The following is a 23,579-nucleotide window of genomic DNA, read 5'->3' as shown; positions in this document are numbered from 1 at the left end:
TAATGGTCATGCCGTCTTTAATGCTTCGTAACACTTGTTTGCGAAAGTCGATTGAATAGGTCATCGTTTATTTCACTAAATGAATTGGTTATAAATATTGTATCGGTTTTATCTAAGATTGACTATAGCTAGAATGCCATAAATAGATTTATTCTCGTCGATGAATTGAACCATCACTAAGGTTTGCGGTCTATTTCCGCCTGGGCGAAAAAAGCGGCTGCTTTCCTTATGATCTCATTGGCTTGTTTTAATTCTTTGTTCTCACGTTCAAGCTCTTTGATGCGCTCGGCTTGGCTTTGAGCTTGAATCTTTGCAGGAATGGTTTTATCAATGTGCTTTTTATGCCATGATCGTAGGGTCTCAGGCGTGCAACCTATCTTTGGCGCTATGGCTTTGATGGCTGACCAGGTGGATGGGTAATCGTCTTTAGCTTCAATTAGCATACGGACGGCGCGCTCTTTCATTTCAGGAGTGTAGGTTTGTCTTTTCATTGTCGTATTCTCTCAGAATGTTAAGTCTCCGACAATACCGGGGCGGTTCAATGTGTGTGCTAAGTTATTCTCCAATAATAATCTTATCAGGAATCCACACTGTCATTATTAATGAGGATTTGATGAATTTCTACGAGCGAAATCATAATTTGTTAGATGTCAAAAACTCAACTATTGAGGGGCTATAAATCTTACTTCATGGTATATATGCGCTTATATTTTGTGCATTTGAGACATTAAAAAAGGCTACTAACACTATGCTATATATAGCGTTAGTAACCTTCGTTTAAATTGATATTTTACTCAGGTGAGGTTGTTAATATTAGGGTTTGAAGTTTGCTAAGAATATGATGTGAATATCGCACGACCGCTAAGAGTATGATTGTTTATCCCAACCGTAGACTGTATCAATAGAACGTAAATAACATTTCACCCTCGGAGAAAGCCTATCAAGAGGATTACCAGTAAGATTGATACATCTCAAACTATTCAGCTGTGTAAAATTATCTGGCAGGTTTCTAAGATTACAATAAACAAGCTCAAGCTTAACAAGATTATTAAGCTCACCAATACTATTAGGTAGCTTGCCCAATTTACAATAACTGATAAAAAACTCAGTCAGACTCTTAAGTTGCCCTATGATTTCAGGCAGCTCTTTGAGGCTACAATGGTTAATATAAAGCTTCTCTAGATTAGTAAGTTGACCTACGCTATCAGGTAGCTTGTCAAACTTGCCATGACTAATAAAAAGCTCAGTTAAGCTAATAAGCTGCCCTATGCTATCAGGTAGGACTTCAAGCTTAGAGTGATTAAAATTGAGCTTAGTTAAGTTAACGAGCTGTCCGATGCTATCAGGCAATACTTTAAGTTTACAGTTGATAATATTAAGCTCAGCAAGGTTAATGAGGTGTCCAAAGCTATCGGGTAGCTCCGTTAGTTCAAGGTGAAGCAGGTCAAGGTGAGTTAAGCTCAAAAGCTGGCCTATGCTATCAGGTAGCTCTTCAAGCTCACAATGAGTAATAAAAAGCTCTGTAAGACTGCTCAGTTGTCCAACGCTGGCGGGCAACTCTTTAATACGACAACGATTAATATAAAGCTTGTTGAGGTTGGTAAGCTGTCCAATACTACTAGGTAGGTCTTTGAGATCACAGTTAATAAGATCAAGGTCATTTAAATTTTTGAGTTGCCCTATGCTGTCAGGCAAGTGCTTGAGCGGGCAATAACTAATAAAAAGCTTAGCGAGGTTAATAAGCTGCCCTATGCTGTCAGGCAGTTCTTCAATCTCACAGTGAACTATATCAAGTACCGTAAGCTTAGTAAGCTGTCCAATGCTGTCAGGTAAACATTGAATCTGACAGCGACCAATGAACATCTTAGTAAGGTTATGAAGTTGTCCAATACTATCAGGTAGCGCTTCGAGTTCACTTTGATCAATAAAGAGTTCAGTAAGATAACTCAGTTGCCCGATGCTCTCAGGTAATGCGACAAGTTTAGAGTGACTAATAGACAGTTTGGTTAGATTAGTGAGCTTACCGATATTGGGCAGTAAATGACTTGAACATATGCCACTGATAGTTATATCTACTAGATTTGTAAGGTTGGTAAGCTCATCGGGTAGATAGGCTATTCTATAGACGTCTTTTGAGTGTTGCTCATCATGTTCAGGCTCTAAGATCTCTAGCTTTTTTAGGGCTAACAGTGATTCTTTATTACGAGGAATTTCAGAATGCTTGAGCTCAAACTCATCTGCCCACGCCCATATTTTCTCAATCCAGTTGTCATTAGTATTTAATGTTTTATTAGAAGTATCAGACTGATGAATGTCCTGATGGTAGTTATTATTGTTTGGATTCATAGCTTTATTCCTTATAACAACTTGAACTATTTTTCTTATGCCAGAATAACGTTAGTATCCTGACATAGGTTTATGCAGCCCTATGCTACACATAGTCGAGATAGTCTTTAGCTAATTTGCAAGGGGTTTTTTACCATTCATGATCTGCAGCACAAAGGTTCCGGACATTGTAATCAGTAGGAAACCATGGAAGGCCTCCATCGCGGTCATAAATCGAAGATGTCCGTTAGGCATGAGGTCACCTCGCCCAAGCGTTGTGTAGTTAACTAGCGAGAAGTAAAAGTAGTCCATAAAGGTAAGGGAGGCACTGCCGTTGGATGAGGACGAGACGAGGTCACCAACCTGAAAGTTATGCACAGCAACCCAAAAGCCAGTCGCATAAAGCAGTGCCTCAAGGATATGAGCCAGCACGATTGAGGCAACTGCGACCCCAAGGCAGTGTCCCGGATGGCGCGACGGCGTCACAAACTGTGACGAGAATTTTAATACGCCATAATGTATTGCTGTGCAGACAGCGATTAGAATCGCTGCCATTATAATTGCCAGAATCACTTTTTATCCTTTTTGAGGAAGGAACGACATTAAAGGAAGATTACCCTATTTATTTTAACTAATCCTGTATAATTTTTTCACTATAGCTAACGACTACGCATAAGCACTAGAGTCTATTCAGATAGGTCATTACGCAGTCATTTGAATCAGTCAGCATATGTAGTAACAATCCTAGACCAATTATTCTATAGGGCTTTGGTAGAAATAGCATAGCCGCATAAACTGCCATTGCATAGTAAGTATGTAATGGATGAAAATTAATACTACAGCGATCAGGTAAGAAAACAGGTGTTGCTAGCAAGTGATCTAAATCTACCAGCATGGTTGCTAAAAGAATCAAATATACTCGTTTGTAATCATCACGAAAAAAAGTATAGGCAATAATCAACGGCATGCCAAAATGCAGGAAGTAGTGGATAACGGTTTGGATCATCATCTTTCCAATTCAGCATGATGTTTTATTGATAAGTTGGTATGCAGAATAATTAAACTAGTAAACGTTACTTAAGAAGCCAAAGCTACATGTTCATGCTATGTTCAGACTTGAAAAACAGGCGCAAAGCCACCCCCTGGTGTGCGAAAGTTAGTCGCTTGGCCTTGATAGATACGCCCAGCAGTTAGTAGCAGCTGTCCTGCATAGGTATAAAGACGTATATCTACCTTTCTAGTCGTCACCACATCATCAATCTTTATTGATCGCTCTGTAGCAGGGATAAAGGTCTGCGCAATATAGCTTTCATCTAAAATAGTCTCGAATACGCGGCGGGTAATCTTGCTGCCACGGTAAACGCCCTTACTACCATAACCAGCTACTGGCTTAAAAAACAATTGTCTCCGAGTACGCCATAATTCTGCTGCATCCTCTTTTGTAACCATTCTGGTAGTTGGTACTGACTTTTTTAGATATTCTGCATCATCATCACCTAGTCCCCACGACTGCAAAGTTTGCGTATCGGATAGTAAAGTCAGGTTGCGCTTATTAGCGAATATAGCATGGGCATGCGGATTGGGGGTTACTACTACCGCACCCTCTAAATAGGCACTTTTAAGCACGGCGTGGTTGGGGTTTTCAAAGGCGAAATCGACTAACCGATTATAGATCATATCAATGGGCTTGCTATGAGCTGTCAGTACACCATCAGCATAGTTAAGCTCAGACGGATCGAGTATAACGGTATCAATGCCTTTAGCTTGAAGTAGTTGGCAGGCCAGCTGAAACTCCAAATACATGAACTGGCTTTTGGGCTCATTATCCACAATAGCAATGCGATTGGGCATGCTAGTTGCCGATTGTCGCTGCCATTCTTGTATGAACATATTAGCGACCGCTTCTTCAAACCCATCAAGCATTTTAGTAGTAGCAACACTTTGCTCTGAGGGGCGACAGCAGTGTTTTTGTGCGCGGGCAAGTGCTACGTTTAAAAATGCGCCTCCAGCATTGGTATTGATCTCAATAAGCTTGGGGTCATCGCTCCCTAAGTGAAAGTCATAACCCATAAAGGCCCCTATTGGCCCCGGATCGAAAGCCGCGATATTGGGTGCCCACGACAGTACTTGCTGTTGATATGACGGTAGTCTAGCAGTCGACTCAATAGCTGCGATGATTCGCACCATTGCTTCTATCTCTGTCTTAGGGACGAACACCGGTGTCGCTGAAAACAGCTTATTAAGCTCATTGGCTCCTAGTGGATTATCTCTTGTGTTTACTAATTGATCTTGCAGGCTGTTATTAAGCGCTTTACGATCTAAAGTACGGCAATAGCACTCTTGATTAAGCTGATTTGCCAGATTATCATTCGTTTTGTTTTTATTATTAATTAGGGATTCCATTTAAATCTCATTACTAAGTTGAATGTACTGATAGGGTTTAGGGGACAGCCAAAATAAAAAAAGTGTCTTAAATGTTTAAGATAAGGTTATTTTTATAGTTACTTTACGAAATAGTCATTTTGCAAGATACTTAATTTGCAATATATCTAGTTTATAAATTAGCTACTTTGCGAGGTTAAACAGTTTTATGCTCTTCTTTGATTAGCACTTTTGCTAAAAACAAACCTAACTCGAACAGTAGCCACATCGGAATCGCTAGCAATAGCATTGACACCCCATCGGGTGGTGTAACTACAGCTGCCACAGCAAAACAACCAACAATGATATATCGGCGCTTACTCTCTAGACTCTGAGTGGATACGATACCGACCATTATCAATAGTAAAGTAACCACTGGAATCTCAAAAGTCAGTCCAAACACCATAAACAACTTGAGTGCAAAGCTCAGATAACTATCAATATCGGTCATAGGTATGACATTCTGCGGAGCGAATAGGATAAAGAACTTTAATACGCCTTTGAGTACCACAAAGTAGGCAAAGGCAACACCCGTATAAAATAGAAATATCGAAGAAAACAGCACAGGAATGGCAATTTTCTTCTCTTTTTTATATAAGCCAGAAGCTATAAATGACCAAATTTGATACAGAATATAAGGCATCACTACAAATGCAGCAACGAAAATTGTCAAGCGAATAGGTGCCATAAAGTTTGAGGTAATGTCAGTGGCAATCATAGTCGAGTTCGCAGGCAACTGTGCAACTAGAGGGTCTGATAAAAGGTTGTAGAGTTCACGCGAAAACCCTACCAATGCTAAGAAAACAATCAAAACGGCTACGCATATTTTGATGAGATGCTTGCGTAGTTCAATCAAGTGTTCAGTAATAGGCATATCACTGAGCGCATTCAGCACATTATCAGCCTCATCACTATGGGCAGTGTCTGGGGCTTTAATATTTGTATCCGCTAACTTTTTTTGTCGATTTTTTTGGCGTTTAAATAAGCTCATTCATTCACCTTTTCTATAGGTGAAGAAGAAATATTTGGCTGATGAGGATCGGTTGGTTGATGTGAAGCGTCTAAGCTTTGATTCTGCGAGTCTTCAAACTTTTGCATACTACCGCGCATCTCTGCTAGTTCACGCTTCATATCTGACTCAGTCTGACGGATTTTTGCAAGCTCATTTTGCATCTGTTTTCGTGTCTCAGCCAAATCAAGCTCAGACTCTATATCAGACTGTAAGGTTGAAATCGTGCGACGCAATTTGGCATACCATTGCCCAGCGGTACGTGCGGCTTGCGGCAGTTTTTCTGGGCCCAATACGATTAAAGCAATGACGCCAAACAAGAGTAATTCGGAAAACCCAATATCAAACATAACAGTCACATATATTAATAGACTACTTAGTGCCGCTATTTATAAGCGGCGCGCTTCATACTTTAGGCTGGTCATCAGTGGAAATAGGGCTGATTTCCATATCATCAGCCTGATTACCTACACGCGTATTTAAATCATTACTTGCAGCTGGCGTACTATTTTCATGGCTAAGCACATGATTTTTGCGAGCATTCTCGGGTTCTTCATCTTTGACCGCTTCTTTAAAACCCTTCACCGCACCGCCTAAATCTTTACCTGCATTTTTAAGCTTGGCAGTACCAAATACGACCACCACTACGACCAATAAAATCAGCCAATGTGTAATAGAAAAGCTGCCCATAACGGTATCCTTATATTTTGTGATCTTGTTTAGACCAGTATGTGTCAGTGTGCTTTAGAACACTTTTTACCGTACCAGAATTATAGTTTCAAACGGCGCAATCGCAGCGCGTTAGCAATCACCGAGAATGACGACAAGCTCATCGCTGCCGCTGCTATCATCGGACTGAGCAGAAGCCCAAATATGGGATAGAGCACACCTGCGGCAATAGGAACACCAAGTGCATTGTAGATAAAGGCAAAAAACAGATTCTGTCTGATATTGCGCATGGTGGCGCGGCTAAGCTTATAAGCTTTGGCAATGCCCATTAAATCACCTTTTAGCAGGGTAATGCCCGCACTCTCCATCGCCACATCGGTACCGGTTCCCATAGCGATACCAACATTAGCTTGCGCTAGCGCTGGTGCGTCGTTGATACCATCACCCGCCATAGCGACCAATTTACCGCTGTCTTGCATTTCTTTGACGATACGGTTTTTGTCCTCTGGTGAGACGTCGGCATGGACTTCATCGATACCTAATTTATTGGCGACTGCCTGCGCGGTTTTTTCGTTATCACCCGTTAGCATGACGACTTTTAGTCCCGCGTCATGAAGCAGTGAAATAGCCTCTTTGGTGCTTGGTTTAATAGGGTCAGCAACTGAAATAATACCAGCAGCTTTACCGTCTATAGCCACAAACATTACCGTTTCACCGTCTTTTCTACGGACATCAGCTTTAGTGGACAGCTCATTATCAAAACTATTTAGGCTTTCCATAAGCTTAGAGTTACCAATAGCGACTTTCTTACCATCGACCACGGCTTGTACGCCTTCGCCAGTAGTCGAATTAAAGTCAGTAGCTTTAGGAATAATGAGTGATCTTTCTTGAGCTGCTCTAACGATAGCTTCTGCTAAAGGATGCTCGCTAGCGCTTTCTACTGAGGCTACCAATGCGAGGAACTCGTCTTCATCTTGACCTACCTGCGCATCAATTGCGGTAAGCTCGGGCTTACCAGCGGTTAATGTGCCAGTCTTGTCGACGACAATGGTATCGACTTTTTCCATACTCTCTAACGCTTCAGCATTTTTGATGAGGACGCCGTTTTGCGCGCCTTTGCCGGTACCAACCATAATGGACATCGGCGTCGCTAGACCAAGGGCACAAGGACAAGCAATAATCAGTACCGCAATCGCGTTAACCAAAGCATAGGCCATAGCGGGCTCAGGGCCGAATATCGCCCAGACAATAAAGGTTATGATAGAGGTGACAATAACAATAGGTACGAACCAACCCGCCACTTGATCTACCAAGCGCTGGATAGGCGCGCGGCTACGCTGGGCTTCAGCAACCATTTGTACAATTTTAGATAATACTGAATCTGCTCCAACATTGACCGCTTCGACTAATAGCGTTCCGGTGCCATTTACCGTACCACCAGTCACTGTATCTCCTGCTACTTTTGATACAGGGATTGGCTCACCCGTCACCATTGATTCATCAACACTACTATTACCATCGATCACTGTACCATCTACGGGTAGTTTCTCACCTGGTTTAACCCGTAGCTTATCGCCAGTGACGACCTCATCAAGCGAGACTTCGACTTCTTCACCGTTTTCATCGACACGTCTTGCGGTTGGTGGTGCGAGCTCAAGCAATGCTCGAATCGCGCCTGAAGTTTGACTTCTGGCTTTGAGCTCTAATACTTGACCCAGTAGCACCAAGGTTACAATGACAGCTGCTGCTTCATAGTAGACTCCGACTTGACCAGAGGCATCTCTGAAACTGTCTGGGAAAATATCGGGAAAAAAGGTCGCGACAATACTAAAAATATAAGCAGCGCCTACGCCTATCGCAATCAAAGTAAACATATTTAGATTGCGGCTTTTTATAGACTGCCAGCCACGAACGAAAAACGGGGCGGCGCCCCAAAGCACTACAGGGGTCGCGAGCACTAACTCAGCCCATTGTAAAACCTGTGAAGGTATACCATACTGACTAAAGTCAACTCCAAACATACCGCTCATCACATATATTAATAGCGGTACAGTCAACACGGTACATATCCAAAAACGACGAGTCATGTCGTCAAGCTCTGAGGTGTCCTCTTCACCGATAGTAAGCGTTTCGGGCTCAAGCGCCATACCACATATCGGACAACCGCTATTTCTAACGTCTCTCACTTCAGGATGCATAGGACAGGTATATACCGTGCCATCGTAATCAGCAGGTACTTTATCGTATTTACCGCCTTTAACAGATTTTACTCCGCTACTATCAGTATCCTTTCCATGACAGCTAGCGTGACTATCATCTTTAGCAACTTCGTCTTCAGGTTTAAGAAACATGCCACATATTGGGCAGTCACTTTTTTCAACATCTCTTACTTCTGGATGCATAGGACAAATATAAATCGTGCCGTTATAATTTTCCGGTATCTTGTCGTACTTATCGTCTTCGACAGAATTTACCTCATTACTATTATTAGCATCCGCTCCATGACAATGCGCATGACTATCTTCATGGTTGTTGGATTCAGCAACCTCGTCTTCAGGTTTAAGAAACATGCCGCATATCGGACAATCGCTCTTTTCAGTATCTCTAACCTCAGGATGCATCGGGCAGATATAAACCGTACCACTATAATTTTCTGGTACTTTATCGTACTGACCACCTTTGATAGATTTTTCATCGGCAATATGTTTCATAAAACCACTCCTTGAAGACAATAAATAAAGCTTTTAAAGCACAATCATCAACCTTTAATTGCTATTCATCTAATTACTAATCTAGATATCTCGAAAATTAAGTTTCAATTGGAACTTAATCTTTATTACGCAAATATTTGAGTAAGGCCATAATAGTCAATATCAGTACCGCAAAAACCAGTACTGTAAACAATAAGGAGACAATAGATTCTCCCCAACCCATACCGTACATCGATCCATTCATCATGCCGTGCATAGTCCCGTTCATCATACTGTGCATCATAATAACCATTACAAGGACTCCTTATTTGTTATTTCCTTAGTATAAGTAATGATATAGTGCTAGTGTGTGAACGTACACCTCTCAATAGTCTGCTTACTTAATAACACCTAATACAAAGTGCTCAAAATTTGTGACTGCCTATTCCAATTCATCAATAAGTGCTTGCATCTCAGCGATTTCACGTCTTTGGGCTTCGATAATTTCATCAGCAAGCTGACGTACACGTGGATCTTCGATATCAGCACGCGAACTGGTCAAAATAGCAATCGAGTGATGCGGTATCATTGCTTGCATCCAATCGACCTGATCGACTGTTTGTTGTGAGCGCACACCCCACAATCCAAAAGCAAACAACACCACGCTCAAGCCGTAAACCATTAGATTAACTTTAGTTTTTTTATACATATTACCCATAAAAGCAAGCATGATAACGGCCATCATCGCACCCATATATAGCGCCATATAAGCACGGGTCTCACTAAAATAGACGTGATCCCATTTATACGTATTAAAGTACATCATGATGTACATGACGATGGTGGAGGTCAGAATCATCAGACCAAATTTGACATAAGGATTCATTTTTTGCTTATGGTTCATATCGTTGTTCATGCGATTACTCCTTTTTTATAGTTATATGGTTAAGCCAATTTAAAATTGATCTTTAGTTGCTTAGTCAAACCATTAATATACTTATTAAATTTAGCTAAATAAGAATTTAACAAAAAAGCACCTATTGGAAGGTGCTTGTTTAGTCGTTAACACGTTAGTAATAGTATCAAGGTTCATACTAACGTTAATCTCAGCACTTTAAATAATGAGATATTTGTGCATTTAGAACTAGGAACCTAGAACCAAAACATCACACCAGCAGTCAGACTATTAGAATCAACGTCTTCGTCCTCTTGACGACGTAAGTCTCGCGCATCACCCAAGGCGCTCTCGTAGCTGAAACCAACATAAGGCGCGAGCTGACGACTGAATGTCTCATAAGCCAGCCTAACTTCAGCTTCAAACTCATTAAATCCTTTAGTAATACCGTTATCGGTATCATCTTTACTAAAGGCAGTCAGCTCCAGCTCTGGTCTGACCACCCAACGCTGATCTAAGCGCCACTCGTACGCTGCCCCAAGATCAAGCTGGACTTGACCATCAGTATATAGATAAGCTCTTGCGTCAGTCTCAACGAAGTACGGCGCCGTACCAGCAATGCCTGCCATGATTGCGGACTTATCGTTTTCAGTATTATAAGCAATACCCGCTTCTCCATTCCAGAAGATACCGAGCGGCTTCCAATAAGCGAGTGAGCTTAGACTATCGATCTCTTTATCATCGTTAGTTTGAGCACTACCTTCACTGCGTAGAGTGACACGATTACTATCAGTACCGTACCAGCCTTCAGCTTCAAAATCGATTTGGTCATTCTCAAACTGATAGCCCAAAGTTTCTACTGACACACCCCATAACGGTAAGCTACCCATCATTACCGGTTTACCATACTGTCCATAGTCAACACCATTTGAGTAGTCGGGACTACGAGCATTAGGAGGTGGTTCGCCGCCTTGCATTCCAGACATATCCATATTCATACTGCTATGATCCATACCTGACATGTCCATACTACTGTGATCCATACCTGACATATCGCCCGACATATCCATGCCACTATGATCCATATCTGACATGTCACCTGACATATCCATACCACTGTGATCCATATCCGACATATCGCCTGACATATCCATACCACTATGATCCATATCCGACATATCGCCTGACATATCCATGCCACTATGGTCCATATCTGACATATTGCCCGACATATCCATGCTGCTGTGATCCATATCTGACATATCCATACCAGACATGTCCATACTGCCATGATCCATGTTCGACATCTCAGCAGCGTTTGCTAAAGGTGACATTAGTAGCATCAAAGATGACATGCCAATAAACGGTAGACCTACTTTATATATTTTCATAATAAGGCTCATATTCGAAGGTTTATTAAACAACGGCAACTTCTCTAAACATCCCGGCTTCCATATGATAGAGCAGATGACAATGCCATGCCCAGCGACCAGCTTCTCCTGTGACATCAAAGCTAATTTTTTGCGCTGGTTGCACCATTATCGTATGTTTGCGAACTTGAAAATCGCCATCAGGCGTGCGCAAATCGCTCCACATACCATGCAGATGCATAGGGTGGTTCATCATAGTGTCATTGACTAAGGTAATACGCACACGCTCGCCCGGTTTGATATTGACAGGCGGCGCATCCTTAAACATGATGCCGTCGAGTGCCCAGATATAGCGCTCCATATTACCGGTTAGATGTATTTCAATCTCTCGAGTGGGCTTGCGCTGCTCGGCCATTATTTCATTGCCAACAGAATGCAGTTGGTTATAGGTTAAAACCTTACGATTAATATCACGCAAATTAATACCCGGATCATCGAGATTCATCCGTGGACTATCGACGCGCATATCTGTCTTAAAGTCATATTCGGTCTTAGCATGACGGGCATCATAGCCATTAGCACCCATAGCCCCCATCATATCGGACATAGTTAGCCACTCAACATCATCCATAGCAGGTATGGCAGCGCGAGCGCCTCTTTTAGTGGCAAGCGTGGTTGCGACAAAGCCGGTGCGATCGATGTTTTGGGCAAATATGGTATGCGCGTCACGGGTTGGGGTGACGATGACGTCATAAGTCTCGGCCACCCCGATACGGAAGTCATCGACATCAACGGGCGCGACATCAATCCCATCCGTCGCGACGACTTTCATTTTTAGGCCGGGGATGCGTACATCAAATATCGTCTGCGCGGAGCCATTGATAAAGCGTAGTTTGACAGGCTGTCCAGCCTTGACAAGTTGCGTCCAGTTAGCCGCTGTCGTTTTACCATTCATAAGATAAGTAAACGTGGTCTCACCAGATAAATCAGTAAAATCAGTCGGCATCATGCGCATCTGGTTCCACATTTTACGTTTATCATAAGCCGCCTCAAGATCCGTAGCGGCAATATCGGACAATAGCTTTTTAAAGTCTGGCAGATGATAATTATCAAAGTCAGCACGCTGCTTAAGTAGTTTTAGCAGATTATGCGGATCGCGATGCGTCCAATCACTAAGCAGGATAACGTGATCTTCCTCAATAGGATAGCGTTCGCGCCCTTTAGGTTCAATCACAATAGCCCCGCGCATACCGGTTTGTTCTTGGAATCCAGTGTGCGAGTGATACCAATAAGTGCCTGACTGTGTCAGTTTAAATTTGTACGTGAAGGTGCTACCCGCAGGAATACCATCAAAGCTGATACCCGGTACGCCATCCATCTCAAACGGCACTAAGAGGCCATGCCAGTGAATAGAGGTCGACTCATTCAGCTGATTATGGACTCGAATGGTGACCGTATCGCCTTCTTGCATCTTAAGCGTTGGCGCAGGCAGTGAGTCATTTATCAGCGTTGCCATGCTTGACTTGCCGTTGACCGTTATCATCTTCTCACTGACATAAAGATCAAATTCATTACCCGTTAGTATAGGTACAATGTGATCGGCTCTATCACTATTGACTACGACATTTTGGCTTTTAGTTAAAGCACTATTAGCCATCGTCGGTAGTGTGGATAGCATCGACGCGCCGAGCAAGGTGGATGACCCTGTCAAAAAACGCCTGCGGTTAAATCTGTTTTTATTCATAATATTGACCTAAGTTAATCCATGAAATGAGAGTTGAACTTATATATCTGATAACTTATTAATAGAACTACATCTGCTGCGCTGGCGACTCAATAGCCGCATACACTTGAGTGCTGCCATCCTTGTTCAATTGCATGACTTTATAGGGCATAAATTTATCTTGATATTCCATGCCCGGACTACCAACTGGCATACTCGGTACCGCAAGACCGATGGAATCAGTTGGCGGATTGGCTAGAAACTGTGCCATGTATTTGGCAGGAACGTGACCTTCAAAAACATAACCATTAGTAGTGACGGTGGTATGACAAGAGCGCATTTGCTGCGGGACACCGTAACGCTCTTTAAATAAAGATAAATCTGTAACGTCTTGCGCAGTTGCGCTTAGACCATGACCTTCGGCATAGCCTACCCATTCTTTGCAGCAGCCACAATTAGCATCTTTGTAAACTGTAGCCGAGACGTTTTGTAGAATTGTCGACCCAGTACCTGAATTAGCACTGACAGACATCATTTGCGGTTGTGGTTGCTCTATTTGAGCACTTTTGGTGGCAAGCGTTGGCTCAGTTTGAGTAGAATTTGAAACACTAGTATCGGGCTGACTACAAGCCATTACTGTTGACGTTGCTACTAGTAAAAGAGCAGAAGCTGATACCTTTTTATGTCCATTGCCCATTATATTTATATAGCGTCTCATAACTTACTCCTAAGCGTCTGCTTATCTGTTGAACCTTCTAAAGATTTATACCCTATAACTAAGTGTAGTATAGGCAAAGTTTAAATCCCAAAAGGCAGCACTATTTAGCACTGCGCTTTTATAAAGGAATATGGAAGAATTAATGCTGCATTCCAGATCCATCATCCGACATATTCATATCACCGTCAAATGACATGTCCATCATATCGCCATCTATCCTAGTGGTTAGCATCGTGTATTGGCTTTCATCTAATTCAGGTAACGATCTAATGAAGGCTACCATTGCCCACATTCTAGCGTCATCATGGGACGCGCCCCACGCAGGCATTCCAGATGCCATAATACCGTGCTTAATTGCCCAAAAGCCTTGCTTTGCACCGTCTTCTGTTTGATAACGTTTGACAATATCAGCCTTGGTAAAGTTGGGCGGCTTTGGATACAAGCCCTCACTAAAGTCAGTTTGTGCCACTCCCGGAGACAAGTGACAGCCTGCACACATATCCTTATAGTCCGCGCCACCAGAACTGATTAGCTCAGCCTTCTCTAAATCTGGTACCACAATATCTTTACTGGCATTTTCTATGGAACGATTGCGAGCAGTTTCTAAAAAGCTAAACATCATTGGGCTATGCTCTTGGTCAGCTCCCACATTGACAACGCCACTAGTAACAACCGCAAACACGCTAACGATTGCCACAAATACGGTAAAGAGCGCACCCAATAAAAATTTCATATGTTTTCCTAACAATTTATTTCCGTTAAGTGTTGACTGCTATTTAACAGAGCTAAAATTTTTAAGATTTACTGTCGTTAGTAACGCAGTGTTTTTGGTACATTTGCTTCATTTTACCCATGTTAGCCATCATCGCTTTCATGGCAGGATCGCTCATGTCCATCTTGCTATGATCCATTTTTCCCATCATATCCATATGCTTTTGCATTTTTTCACAGTTCATTTGATCTTTTTCAGCATGCATTTTAGGATCATGTGCTAGAGCTGAGGTTGAAACGACTAGAGCGACGGCAGTGGCTACGATTGCTTTAGGTAAAGACTTTGATTTAAAGAGTGACATGGTTAATCCTTAATTGATTTAGTTGAGGGTACATAAAGCTTTAGGATATTAATTCAGTCTAAAGCATAACTTATTGATTCTGACAGAGAGATGACAGCAAGATGACAATATTGTCATCTTGCTACTTTTATATTTTAATGCTGCACGTATTCATTTAGTATGGCATCAGCATTTCTATCACGATCGCTACCATATTTTTTTATAAAATACTTTTCAGACTGCAGATGTTGATTTTGATGCTGAACTTCGCAAGCGACTCGTGCATCAACATAGCTTTTCATTTGAGCATCAGACATCTGCGCGTTATTGTGATCTAGATTTCTGGCAAACGTAGTTAAGTTATCGCAATTATCGATAATTGAAGTGCTTAGATTGGTAGTATGCGCATTAGCTGCTGATATACCGATAAGCATCGAAGCGGATAGCAGCACCACTTTTTTGAATGAACGATAGCTTTTCATATAACATCCTTAATAAATTATTAAATATTGAAACTAATTACCTGTAGTAATAATTCATAGTAGCTACTCGTATCAAGAATGAGCCGCTATGTACTATAGGTATAGATTAACAAACGAAGACTGACCATTTGATGACGAGCGCATGACATCTTTGTCAGATACCAGTCCGTTTTGTCATTTATATTGATTTGGGTATTATAAAATCATAATTATATTGAAGGATTACTATGAAAGTACTACTAGTAGAAGATGAATTAAAACTCGGCGAATATGTAAAAAAAGGCTTAAGTGAAGCAGGCTTCATTGTTGATCATCAGCTGACAGGTTTAGATGGCTACCATGCTATGATGACTGAAGAGTTTAGCGTGATACTCATGGATGTTATGCTGCCTGATGTTAGCGGTTTTGAGCTAGTACGTAATTACCGAGCGGCTGGCAAGCATACGCCAGTGTTATTTCTAACCGCAAAAGATGATTTAGATGACAAAATCAAGGGGATTGAGATTGGCGGTGATGATTATCTGACCAAACCTTTTGCCTTTGCAGAGTTAATAGTCAGGATAAAAAGCTTATTACGACGCGCCAATCAAGCCGACTATAAAAGTACGCTCATGCAAATAGCGGATCTCAAAATGGACATTGCCAAGCGCACTGTACATAGAGGAGACACGCCCATTAAACTAACCGCAAAAGAGTTCTCCCTATTACAGTTTCTATTAGAGCGCCGCGGTGAAGTATTACCACGCTCAATCATTGCTTCACAAGTATGGGATATGAACTTTGATAACGATACTAATGTGATTGATGTGGCAATAAGACGTCTGCGTATAAAAATAGACGATGAGTTTGATACCAAGCTAATTCATACTGTGCGTGGCATGGGCTACCGATTAGATGCTGTCGACGTTTCAGCTAGTAATAAAGCTGCCAGCGAAACGGAAGATAGCCAATATGATAAATAGATTGGACAATCGACGCTTACCCTTACTATGGCGAACTGTGTTTTTATTGACGATGTTTGTCGTTTTATCGCAGTTGATAATCTATATCTGGGTACAGCACTCTGTTAAAGGCCATTTTGAGCAAATGGATGCTGAAATCATTACCCACGCAGCCTTTAATCTACGTAAGCGCGTAACAGAGGCGGATAACCAAATAGCCTCTCAGACACTACCTAAGCCTCAAAGTCCATCAAACACTCAACAACCGCTAAGCTCGAAAGCTTCTTCAAATCTACTTCCTACAATAGCCACAGAAAATGATGATCACCTGCATTCATCAGCGCTAGATTACGATCTAAAAACTATCATTGCTGATAAAGAGGGGCGATTGCTATCTAGTACTCCCAAAAACTTTGCTAATGAATTAAGTGCCGACTTTAACCTATTATCATTACAGCAAAATCATGATGACAGACAGTTTGTAATAAATATTAAAGACAGACGTTATCGAGCTATGGTTATTGGAGACGATGACATGCTTGCCCTTATCGCCTTACCCATTGACGTGCATCATCAGTATTTATTACAGTTTAACCGTCAACTTAGTCTGATCCTATTTGCCATCACACTACTGTTGGTTTCAATAGCAGCCTTAAGCGTGTATTGGGGTTTTGCCCCTTTATCCACTATCGTGCAAAGGATGAAAGGTATTCATCCTGAAAGATTGAGCGAAAGAGTAATAGTTAGTGATATGCCATTAGAGCTAAGACCTTTAGCAGAATCCTATAACTCGATGATGGCTAAGCTTGAAAGCAATTTTGAGTCGTTGTCGCGATTTTCAGACAATATCGCGCATGAGCTACGCACGCCAATAGCGACGCTGATTACGCAAACGCAAGTCATGTTAAATAAGCCTAGAGAGGAAGAGGAATATGTCGAACAATTACATCAGCAACATGACACCTTAGAGCAATTATCGGCGATGATTAACAACATGCTACTGCTAGCAAAAACCCAAAAAGGACTGAGTGATTCGCAAATCAGTCATGTCGATATAGAGAGCTTGATCACAAAGCTTATAGATTATTATGAGATGATTGCTGAGGATCGTGAGATAATCTTTGAAAAATCGGGTGATTTTAAAACAGTACTAGGTGATAAAGGCTTATTGCAACGGCTGTTTGCCAACCTGATGTCAAATGCGATTTATTATGCGGCTAGTAATAGCACTATTATGATATCCGCTACTGTCCTCACTTCAAGCACCTCGCTTAATGCGCCAAAAGACGATATTCAATCCCCAGAGCAGCTCTGGTTAAGAATAACTATGACCAACCGTCTAGACAAACCATTAAATCAGATTGAAGCCGATAAACTGTTTGAGCGATTCTATCGTCATGATAAAACGAATACGATGCATTCAGGAACAGGCTTAGGCTTATCTATTGTGCAAGCTATCGCCAATGCTCATAATGGCAAAGTTAGTATTACTATCAAAGATGAGTGTCTTTTTGAGGTTGCTGTAAAGTTGTTGATTGCCAGGTAGTAAATACCTTCATACTGTCTATGAACCGCTCAGATTAGATCGAAGGCGAGTTTACTTGGAAGGTCTCTCTATCCATAAGATGAGATTCTGACTTGCGATAGTTGTACTTTTCAATTGTTGGACAAAAAATTTCTTATATAAGCCTATTTCATACATTCTATTACCAATAATTATGATGCCTTTATGATGATTCATCCTCAGTATGATCCCGTAGCGCTTTCCTTGGGTCCATTGGAAGTGCACTGGTATGGGCTAATGTATTTGCTAGCCTTTGCTGCCGCTTACGGTTTGGCTTGGTATCGCAGTACCAAACGCGACAATTGGACCACCGACATGGTCTCTGACTTAATATTTTATGGCGCGCTTGGTGTCATCTTAGGCGGTCGTATTGGCTATGTGCTGTTTTATCAGTTCGGTGAATTACTCCAAAACCCTGCCTATATATTAAAAGTCTGGGAAGGCGGTATGTCTTTCCACGGCGGCTTTATCGGCGTCATGCTAGGTATGTGGTTCTTTGCCCGTAAATATAAAAAGACTACCTTTCAAGTATTCGATTTTATCGTTCCTTGTGTACCAACCGGCTTACTGTTTGGGCGTATCGGCAACTATATCAATGGCGAATTATGGGGTCGCGTCTCAGACGGTGGCTATAACTGGCTGACCTACTTTCCGCAAGCCGCGGCGTTTGATATGGAGCAATTACAGAGCAATCCACAATTGCAAGAATTGATGATTGAAGTCAATGGTCAATACATATTGCCTCGTCATCCATCACAGCTATATGAAGCCTTTGCCGAAGGTCTGCTGCTATTTATATTCTTATGGTGGTATTCATCAAAACCACGTCCACGTATGGCCGCCTCCGCTGTATTCTTACTAGGCTATGGCATCAGCCGCTTTATCATTGAATTCTTCCGCCAGCCAGATGCTGACCAAGGATTCATATTATTAGGTTGGATGACCAAAGGGCAAATCTTAAGCGCGCCGATGATTATCGCCGGCTTAATCATGCTGATTTATGCTTACAAACGCGGTATTTATGATTGGGGTAAGCAGTCTGCATATTAGAAATAAGTGTCGAGGTGCATGAACAAATAAATATAAATGCAGTTCTAACAAGATACATTCCATTTGCAGAATTAATACCTATGTTAGTACAAGGATTTTTATTCCTAAACCTAATTTTCTCATCAGATAGTGGAACTTCAAAAGCTAAAAATAAATTTGGATATGTAACTTTTTATGTCAATGTAACCTATTTTAGATGTTATCTGGAGCCTTTCCTAAATTTCGTGTAAGTACTTCTACAATCTAAATGATAGTTACACACTTTTTAGGAAAGGCTCAAAACTTCATTTGGTGGGTTTCTAAGTGTAATAAGACCTTATCACATACTATCTGACTACCTAATGGTGGTTTTACGATCTCCAACCAGTAGAGAGTCAATTATTGGTACTGCTAGTCAAACTACTAACATTGCTAATATCTCACTGGCTAAGTTAAATCCATTTATCTTAGGAGTACCCCCTTTAGCAGAACAACAACGTATCGTCGCTAAAGTCGATGAGCTCATGCTGCTATGTGATCAGCTAGAGCAGCAAACTGAAGCCAGTATCGACGCTCACGCTACGCTTGTAGACGTATTATTATCCACGTTGACAGATAGTGCAGATGCTGATGAGCTAGCACAAAACTGGGCAAGAATTGCTGAGCATTTTGATAGCCTATTTACCACTGAGCAAAGCATCGAAGCTCTAAAGCAAACTGTGTTGCAATTAGCGGTGATGGGTAAGTTAGTTCCACAAAACCCAGACGATGAACCTGCTTCAGTGTTATTAGAAAAGATAGCTAAAGAAAAAGAGAGGTTAATCAAAGAAAAGAAAATTAAGAAAGTAAAGCCTTTACCGTCAATTAGCGATGATGAGAAGCCTTTTGAATTGCCAGAAGGCTGGAGCTTTTATCGCTTAGGTGAATTAGTCGAAAAACTGGGCTCTGGTAGTACGCCGAGGGGTGGGCAAGCTGCTTACGCAGCGACTGGTATTCCTTTTTTGCGCTCACAAAATGTATGGAACGAAGGGTTAAAAGTACATGACATTGCTTACATTACTAAAGAGACGCATCAGCGCATGAGTAATACTATTGTTTATCCTAGCGATATTCTTCTCAATATAACAGGTGCATCTCTTGGAAGGCCTGTTATCTTCCCTGATACCTATCCGGAAGCAAATGTTAGTCAGCATGTGACTATTATTAGGTTAATCGAATCAAGCATGATTCCATTTGTACATTTATGTATACAATCACCTCTTCTTCAGAAAACTGTTTGGGAGAGACAAGTAGGAATGGCTATTGAAGGGTTAAGTAAAAAAGTTTTAGAGCTTTTTGAAATAACTGTTCCTCCATTAGCTGAACAACATCGCATCGTTGCTAAGGTTAATGAATTAATAGCTATTTGCGATCAGCTAAAAGCTAAATTACAACAGTCTCAAGAAACGCAAGTTCAGCTTACTGATGCGTTAGTTGATAAGGCCTTAGGGTGAGTTTTAGTATTGGGCTAAGTGTTTTATATGTCTTGATAAGATATAATATCTCTTATCAAGACACTCTACTCGGCAAATCGAATAATGTTAGTATTGCTGCTAAGGACAACTGACCGTTTACACAGTTCGTATTGTGCAGAATTAAAAATGCACAGTCAGAATATAGCGCTCTACATTAGAAAATAAAACGACTTGTGCATAAATTAGGGGTTGTAAATTTCCTGGGTGTGCCATTCAATATCGCCAGCTATGCGTTATTGACTCATATGATTGCACAAGTATGTGACCTAGAGGTTGGTGAGTTTGTCTGGACAGGCGGTGATTGCCATATCTACCAAAACCACCGCGAGCAAGCTGAGCTGCAACTGACACGTTCGCTTCATAAGCTGCCAACACTGTCTTTGAATACGGATATCAAAGATATATTTGCGTTTAAATATGAAGATATTAGCGTCAATGACTACGAGTCGCACCCTGCTATCAAGGCCAAAGTTGCTGTATAGAGCTGGTCTTAGTACCCGCTCTACGTAAGATCAAAATTTAGAAATGTAAATGTTTAAAAATATAATATAAAGGACACATTATGAGCTATGCCCACACTGAAGTCGCCCAAATCGCTGCCATAAGTAGCAATCGTTGTATCGGTAAAAGCAATAAACTACCGTGGCACATCTCGGCGGATCTGCAACATTTCAAAAAAATGACCACACGCGATCCGCAAAATACTGCGTCTAGTAGTGACATGCAGGGCATCGTTATTATGGGTCGTAAGACGTTTGAGTCGATGGATAGTAAGCCATTACCAAAACGTGTGTGCTTTATCATCTCTACCCAGATGGACTATGCAGAGCAGCAAGGGCTAGTCGGACATGACCACGTGCATGTGGTTCATAATTTGGATGATGCCCTAACTCACGCGGCAAGTTTGGCTCATGGGCTACACCTAGATACGATCTGGGTAATTGGCGGTGAGCGTGTGTTCAGTGAAGCGCTGATGTATACCGATCGTATTGAACTGACCCACGTAGATACTGATATTGCCGATGGTGATGCGTTCTATCCTGAGTTACCTGCTCGCTTCAACGTAGCAGAAGAGTCTGAGCAGATGCATGATGAAAAAAGTGATTTAAGCTTTAAATTTACGACTTATAAAGTAGCATCTGCTGAATAATAGAGTTTAATAGATCAAAAAATGGGGCGTTTTCAGATAATCTTATTTATCCGAACCCGCCCCATTTTTATTCATGATCTTTTTAATCGTACAAAATCACTCGTGCAGTACTTTATAGACTGTTTTTGCCAGTACAGGTCCAATCCCCTGCACACCTGCCAGCTCTTGCTGTGACGCGCCAAGCAACTGCTGCATACCGCCGAAGTGGTTGAGCAAATCGCGGCGGCGCTTTTCACCAAGCCCTGGTATCACTTCGAGAACTGACGAGGAGCGGCGCTTATCGCGTTTTTTACGGTGCGCAGTAATGGCAAACCGGTGCGCCTCATCACGAATATGCATCAATAAATGTAGTGCCTTGCTATCCATCGGCAAATCAAGCGGTTCATGATCGATGAAATGCAATACTTCAAGTCCCGCTTTACGTCCCTCGCCCTTTGCCACACTGATAAGCAAGGTATCACCTAGGATACCCAATTCTGTTAGCACTTCTTTTGCGATACCAAGCTGTCCTTTTCCGCCGTCAACCAGCAATAGATCAGGCAATGGCTGCTTTTTGTAGCGTCTGGTCAGCACTTGCTTCATTGCGGCATAGTCATCACCGCCTTGGATATCATGAATAGCATACTGACGGTAATCTCGCTTACGCGCGCCGCCTTGATCAAACACCACACAGCTACCAATGGTCGCCTCACCCATCGTATGAGAGATATCAAAACACTCAATACGATCAACGGTGCGGTCTGTCACATCAGCCAGTACGTCCTTTAGTGCACCAAAGCGCGCATGTAGCTCTAAATAATCGCCCAACTTGGTTTTTAGCGCATTACTGGTGTTGAGCGTTGCCAAATCCAGCCATTCTGAGCGGTGCTCGCGTACATTGGTCTTGATGGTTACTTTACTGCCAAAATGCGTTGCCAATGCTTCGCTCACTGCCAACTGATCTGATATCTCATGACTCAAAATGATCTCGGCTGGTAGGTCATCGGTCACCTGAAAGTAAAATGATGTGATAAAAGCCGATAGATTATCTGCTAGCGACTCACTACTATCCACATCGGGAAAGTAGTTTTTGCCGCCTAACACGCGGCCACCGCGTACGGTTAGTACGTTGACGCAGGTCATGCCAGCCTGACTGGCAATCGCGATCACATCAGCCTCGCCTTGTACCGTATAGACCGCTTGTCTTGCCTGCACTTCGCGTAACATGGACAGCTGATCACGATAAAACACAGCCTTTTCAAAATCTAGCGCTTCAGCAGCGCCTTCCATTTTTTCAATTAGCGTACTATGAATATCACCCGAGTCACCTTTCAAAAACCGAATGGTATTATTCACATCTTCCGCATATTCCTCTGGCGATACCAGACCGACACAGGGCGCACGGCAACGCTTAATCTGATACTCAAGACAAGGGCGCTGACGCTGTTTAAAAAAAGTATTGGTACATTGACGCATTTGAAACATTTTCTGCATCAATACCAGCGTTTCTTTTGCGGCGTGGGCGGATGGGAATGGGCCAAAAAAACGACCTTTTTGATGGTTGCCTTTGCCGCGTCCATACGCCAAACGTGGATAAGGCTTATCGGCTGAGATAAACACATAGAGGTATGATTTATCATCACGCAGTAGGACATTATATGGTGGGCGATGTTCTTTGATGAGGTTTTGTTCGAGCAGTAGTGCCTCGGTCTCACTACGCGTGATAATGGTCTCAATATTATGAATCCGAGCCACCAATGCGCGCGTCTTTGGATGATCAATCGTTTTGGCAAAGTAACTGTTCACACGGCTCTTTAACGATTTGGCTTTACCCACATATAAAATATCGCCGTTTTTGCCCAGCATTTTATACACCCCTGGCAAGTTTGGCAGGCGTTTGATGAGATGTTTGAGACGGGCTTTTTTATCATCGACAGGGCTTGTTTCTGAGACGTTGACCATAGACTTTTTTGCTCTTAAAACCTTAATTGATATAGCCAGTTATGGGGCGGGAATGTTCATTTTACAAGCGAGTAGATCGTGTATGA

Annotated in this window: 22 protein-coding genes and 2 pseudogenes; 6 read left to right on the top strand and 18 right to left on the bottom strand. The window is 42.0% G+C overall.

Features of this window, described 5'->3' with window-relative positions; translation table 11 throughout:
• Positions 1–114: 114 nt before the first annotated feature.
• From NJD71_RS11110 to NJD71_RS11030, 17 genes and pseudogenes are all read right to left on the bottom strand, one after another.
• Positions 115–491, bottom strand: a pseudogene (locus tag NJD71_RS11110) (transposase); the annotation flags it as partial.
• 370 nt (positions 492–861) lie between these two features.
• The gene (locus NJD71_RS11105; protein ID WP_201600860.1) at positions 862–2,346 is read right to left on the bottom strand and encodes a leucine-rich repeat domain-containing protein; all 1,485 of its coding nucleotides are present in this window, start codon (positions 2,344–2,346) and stop codon (positions 862–864) included.
• Positions 2,347–2,457: 111 nt separating this feature from the next.
• The gene (locus tag NJD71_RS11100; protein ID WP_201611663.1) at positions 2,458–2,880 is read right to left on the bottom strand and encodes an ion channel; all 423 of its coding nucleotides are present in this window, start codon (positions 2,878–2,880) and stop codon (positions 2,458–2,460) included.
• A 124-nt stretch (positions 2,881–3,004) separates the two neighbouring features.
• Complete coding sequence (locus NJD71_RS11095) at positions 3,005–3,331, bottom strand: DUF6122 family protein (protein ID WP_025645701.1); 327 nt, start codon at positions 3,329–3,331, stop codon at positions 3,005–3,007.
• 104 nt (positions 3,332–3,435) lie between these two features.
• Positions 3,436–4,728 carry a hypothetical protein gene (locus NJD71_RS11090; protein ID WP_071001775.1) on the bottom strand — a complete coding sequence of 431 codons (1,293 nt, stop codon included), beginning with the start codon at positions 4,726–4,728 and terminating at the stop codon, positions 3,436–3,438.
• Positions 4,729–4,903: 175 nt separating this feature from the next.
• Positions 4,904–5,620 (bottom strand): twin-arginine translocase subunit TatC, encoded by a 717-nt coding sequence (tatC, locus tag NJD71_RS11085; RefSeq protein ID WP_371532759.1) that lies wholly within the window; start codon positions 5,618–5,620, stop codon positions 4,904–4,906.
• Between the two features lie 113 nt (positions 5,621–5,733).
• A complete protein-coding gene (tatB, locus tag NJD71_RS11080; protein WP_319052027.1) occupies positions 5,734–6,105 on the bottom strand; it encodes a Sec-independent protein translocase protein TatB in 372 nt (123 codons plus the stop codon).
• 55 nt (positions 6,106–6,160) lie between these two features.
• Complete coding sequence (gene tatA / locus NJD71_RS11075) at positions 6,161–6,445, bottom strand: Sec-independent protein translocase subunit TatA (RefSeq protein ID WP_011959992.1); 285 nt, start codon at positions 6,443–6,445, stop codon at positions 6,161–6,163.
• An 80-nt stretch (positions 6,446–6,525) separates the two neighbouring features.
• Entirely contained in the window at positions 6,526–9,135 is a 2,610-nt protein-coding gene (locus tag NJD71_RS11070) for a copper-transporting P-type ATPase (RefSeq protein WP_319052024.1), read from the bottom strand.
• Positions 9,136–9,250: 115 nt separating this feature from the next.
• Positions 9,251–9,406, bottom strand: coding sequence for a hypothetical protein (locus tag NJD71_RS11065; protein ID WP_319052023.1), 156 nt, complete (start codon positions 9,404–9,406; stop codon positions 9,251–9,253).
• 150 nt (positions 9,407–9,556) lie between these two features.
• Positions 9,557–10,030, bottom strand: a complete 474-nt coding sequence (locus tag NJD71_RS11060) for a DUF305 domain-containing protein (RefSeq protein WP_201600871.1) — start codon at positions 10,028–10,030, stop codon at positions 9,557–9,559.
• A 236-nt stretch (positions 10,031–10,266) separates the two neighbouring features.
• Positions 10,267–11,400, bottom strand: a complete 1,134-nt coding sequence (locus tag NJD71_RS11055) for a copper resistance protein B (RefSeq protein WP_319052022.1) — start codon at positions 11,398–11,400, stop codon at positions 10,267–10,269.
• A 25-nt stretch (positions 11,401–11,425) separates the two neighbouring features.
• Complete coding sequence (locus NJD71_RS11050; RefSeq protein ID WP_319052020.1) at positions 11,426–13,123, bottom strand: copper resistance system multicopper oxidase; 1,698 nt, start codon at positions 13,121–13,123, stop codon at positions 11,426–11,428.
• Between the two features lie 67 nt (positions 13,124–13,190).
• Positions 13,191–13,820, bottom strand: a complete 630-nt coding sequence (locus NJD71_RS11045; RefSeq protein ID WP_025645678.1) for a DUF411 domain-containing protein — start codon at positions 13,818–13,820, stop codon at positions 13,191–13,193.
• 139 nt (positions 13,821–13,959) lie between these two features.
• The gene (locus NJD71_RS11040; RefSeq protein WP_093068419.1) at positions 13,960–14,553 is read right to left on the bottom strand and encodes a c-type cytochrome; all 594 of its coding nucleotides are present in this window, start codon (positions 14,551–14,553) and stop codon (positions 13,960–13,962) included.
• A gap of 61 nt (positions 14,554–14,614) precedes the next feature.
• Complete coding sequence (locus NJD71_RS11035; protein WP_093068416.1) at positions 14,615–14,893, bottom strand: hypothetical protein; 279 nt, start codon at positions 14,891–14,893, stop codon at positions 14,615–14,617.
• Positions 14,894–15,027: 134 nt separating this feature from the next.
• A complete protein-coding gene (locus tag NJD71_RS11030; RefSeq protein WP_201600883.1) occupies positions 15,028–15,354 on the bottom strand; it encodes a hypothetical protein in 327 nt (108 codons plus the stop codon).
• A gap of 227 nt (positions 15,355–15,581) precedes the next feature.
• On the opposite strand from NJD71_RS11030, the gene NJD71_RS11025 reads away from it, so the two are divergent.
• The 6 genes and pseudogenes from NJD71_RS11025 to NJD71_RS11000 all read left to right on the top strand — a co-directional run bounded on the left by NJD71_RS11025 (position 15,582) and on the right by NJD71_RS11000 (position 21,552).
• The gene (locus NJD71_RS11025; protein ID WP_025645672.1) at positions 15,582–16,316 is read left to right on the top strand and encodes a heavy metal response regulator transcription factor; all 735 of its coding nucleotides are present in this window, start codon (positions 15,582–15,584) and stop codon (positions 16,314–16,316) included.
• Complete coding sequence (locus NJD71_RS11020; RefSeq protein ID WP_319052018.1) at positions 16,306–17,841, top strand: ATP-binding protein; 1,536 nt, start codon at positions 16,306–16,308, stop codon at positions 17,839–17,841. Before NJD71_RS11025 ends, NJD71_RS11020 begins: the two co-directional genes overlap by 11 nt.
• Positions 17,842–18,024: 183 nt before the next feature.
• On the top strand, positions 18,025–18,909 hold the full coding sequence (gene lgt, locus NJD71_RS11015; protein ID WP_319052017.1) for a prolipoprotein diacylglyceryl transferase: 885 nt from the start codon (positions 18,025–18,027) through the stop codon (positions 18,907–18,909).
• A gap of 341 nt (positions 18,910–19,250) precedes the next feature.
• Positions 19,251–20,381 (top strand): restriction endonuclease subunit S, encoded by a 1,131-nt coding sequence (locus NJD71_RS11010; RefSeq protein ID WP_319052016.1) that lies wholly within the window; start codon positions 19,251–19,253, stop codon positions 20,379–20,381.
• Between the two features lie 218 nt (positions 20,382–20,599).
• Positions 20,600–20,884 (top strand): annotated as a pseudogene (gene thyA / locus NJD71_RS11005) (thymidylate synthase); the annotation flags it as partial.
• 80 nt (positions 20,885–20,964) lie between these two features.
• Positions 20,965–21,552, top strand: a complete 588-nt coding sequence (locus NJD71_RS11000; protein ID WP_319052015.1) for a dihydrofolate reductase — start codon at positions 20,965–20,967, stop codon at positions 21,550–21,552.
• A 96-nt stretch (positions 21,553–21,648) separates the two neighbouring features.
• Here the strand turns inward: NJD71_RS11000 and uvrC are convergent, their stop codons facing one another.
• Complete coding sequence (uvrC, locus tag NJD71_RS10995; RefSeq protein WP_319052014.1) at positions 21,649–23,493, bottom strand: excinuclease ABC subunit UvrC; 1,845 nt, start codon at positions 23,491–23,493, stop codon at positions 21,649–21,651.
• Positions 23,494–23,579 lie beyond the last annotated feature (86 nt).

Origin of the sequence: Psychrobacter sp. PP-21, assembly GCF_033790785.1 — a bacterium.
In the GTDB taxonomy this organism is placed as follows: Bacteria; Pseudomonadota; Gammaproteobacteria; order Pseudomonadales; family Moraxellaceae; genus Psychrobacter.
Note: the sequence above shows the minus strand (reverse complement) of the source record. Positions and strands in the feature narration are given on the sequence as shown.

Bases quoted from the DNA above. Each gene is read 5' to 3' on its own strand.
- NJD71_RS11105 (WP_201600860.1), bottom strand. From the start codon at position 2,346: ATGAATCCAAACAATAATAACTACCATCAGGACATTCATCAGTCTGAT.
- NJD71_RS11100 (WP_201611663.1), bottom strand. From the start codon at position 2,880: ATGGCAGCGATTCTAATCGCTGTCTGCACAGCAATACATTATGGCGTA.
- NJD71_RS11095 (WP_025645701.1), bottom strand. From the start codon at position 3,331: ATGATCCAAACCGTTATCCACTACTTCCTGCATTTTGGCATGCCGTTG.
- NJD71_RS11090 (WP_071001775.1), bottom strand. From the start codon at position 4,728: ATGGAATCCCTAATTAATAATAAAAACAAAACGAATGATAATCTGGCA.
- tatC (WP_371532759.1), bottom strand. From the start codon at position 5,620: ATGCCTATTACTGAACACTTGATTGAACTACGCAAGCATCTCATCAAA.
- tatB (WP_319052027.1), bottom strand. From the start codon at position 6,105: ATGTTTGATATTGGGTTTTCCGAATTACTCTTGTTTGGCGTCATTGCT.
- tatA (WP_011959992.1), bottom strand. From the start codon at position 6,445: ATGGGCAGCTTTTCTATTACACATTGGCTGATTTTATTGGTCGTAGTG.
- NJD71_RS11070 (WP_319052024.1), bottom strand. From the start codon at position 9,135: ATGAAACATATTGCCGATGAAAAATCTATCAAAGGTGGTCAGTACGAT.
- NJD71_RS11065 (WP_319052023.1), bottom strand. From the start codon at position 9,406: ATGATGAACGGGACTATGCACGGCATGATGAATGGATCGATGTACGGT.
- NJD71_RS11060 (WP_201600871.1), bottom strand. From the start codon at position 10,030: ATGAACAACGATATGAACCATAAGCAAAAAATGAATCCTTATGTCAAA.
- NJD71_RS11055 (WP_319052022.1), bottom strand. From the start codon at position 11,400: ATGAAAATATATAAAGTAGGTCTACCGTTTATTGGCATGTCATCTTTG.
- NJD71_RS11050 (WP_319052020.1), bottom strand. From the start codon at position 13,123: ATGAATAAAAACAGATTTAACCGCAGGCGTTTTTTGACAGGGTCATCC.
- NJD71_RS11045 (WP_025645678.1), bottom strand. From the start codon at position 13,820: ATGAGACGCTATATAAATATAATGGGCAATGGACATAAAAAGGTATCA.
- NJD71_RS11040 (WP_093068419.1), bottom strand. From the start codon at position 14,553: ATGAAATTTTTATTGGGTGCGCTCTTTACCGTATTTGTGGCAATCGTT.
- NJD71_RS11035 (WP_093068416.1), bottom strand. From the start codon at position 14,893: ATGTCACTCTTTAAATCAAAGTCTTTACCTAAAGCAATCGTAGCCACT.
- NJD71_RS11030 (WP_201600883.1), bottom strand. From the start codon at position 15,354: ATGAAAAGCTATCGTTCATTCAAAAAAGTGGTGCTGCTATCCGCTTCG.
- NJD71_RS11025 (WP_025645672.1), top strand. From the start codon at position 15,582: ATGAAAGTACTACTAGTAGAAGATGAATTAAAACTCGGCGAATATGTA.
- NJD71_RS11020 (WP_319052018.1), top strand. From the start codon at position 16,306: ATGATAAATAGATTGGACAATCGACGCTTACCCTTACTATGGCGAACT.
- lgt (WP_319052017.1), top strand. From the start codon at position 18,025: ATGATGATTCATCCTCAGTATGATCCCGTAGCGCTTTCCTTGGGTCCA.
- NJD71_RS11010 (WP_319052016.1), top strand. From the start codon at position 19,251: ATGGTGGTTTTACGATCTCCAACCAGTAGAGAGTCAATTATTGGTACT.
- NJD71_RS11000 (WP_319052015.1), top strand. From the start codon at position 20,965: ATGAGCTATGCCCACACTGAAGTCGCCCAAATCGCTGCCATAAGTAGC.
- uvrC (WP_319052014.1), bottom strand. From the start codon at position 23,493: ATGGTCAACGTCTCAGAAACAAGCCCTGTCGATGATAAAAAAGCCCGT.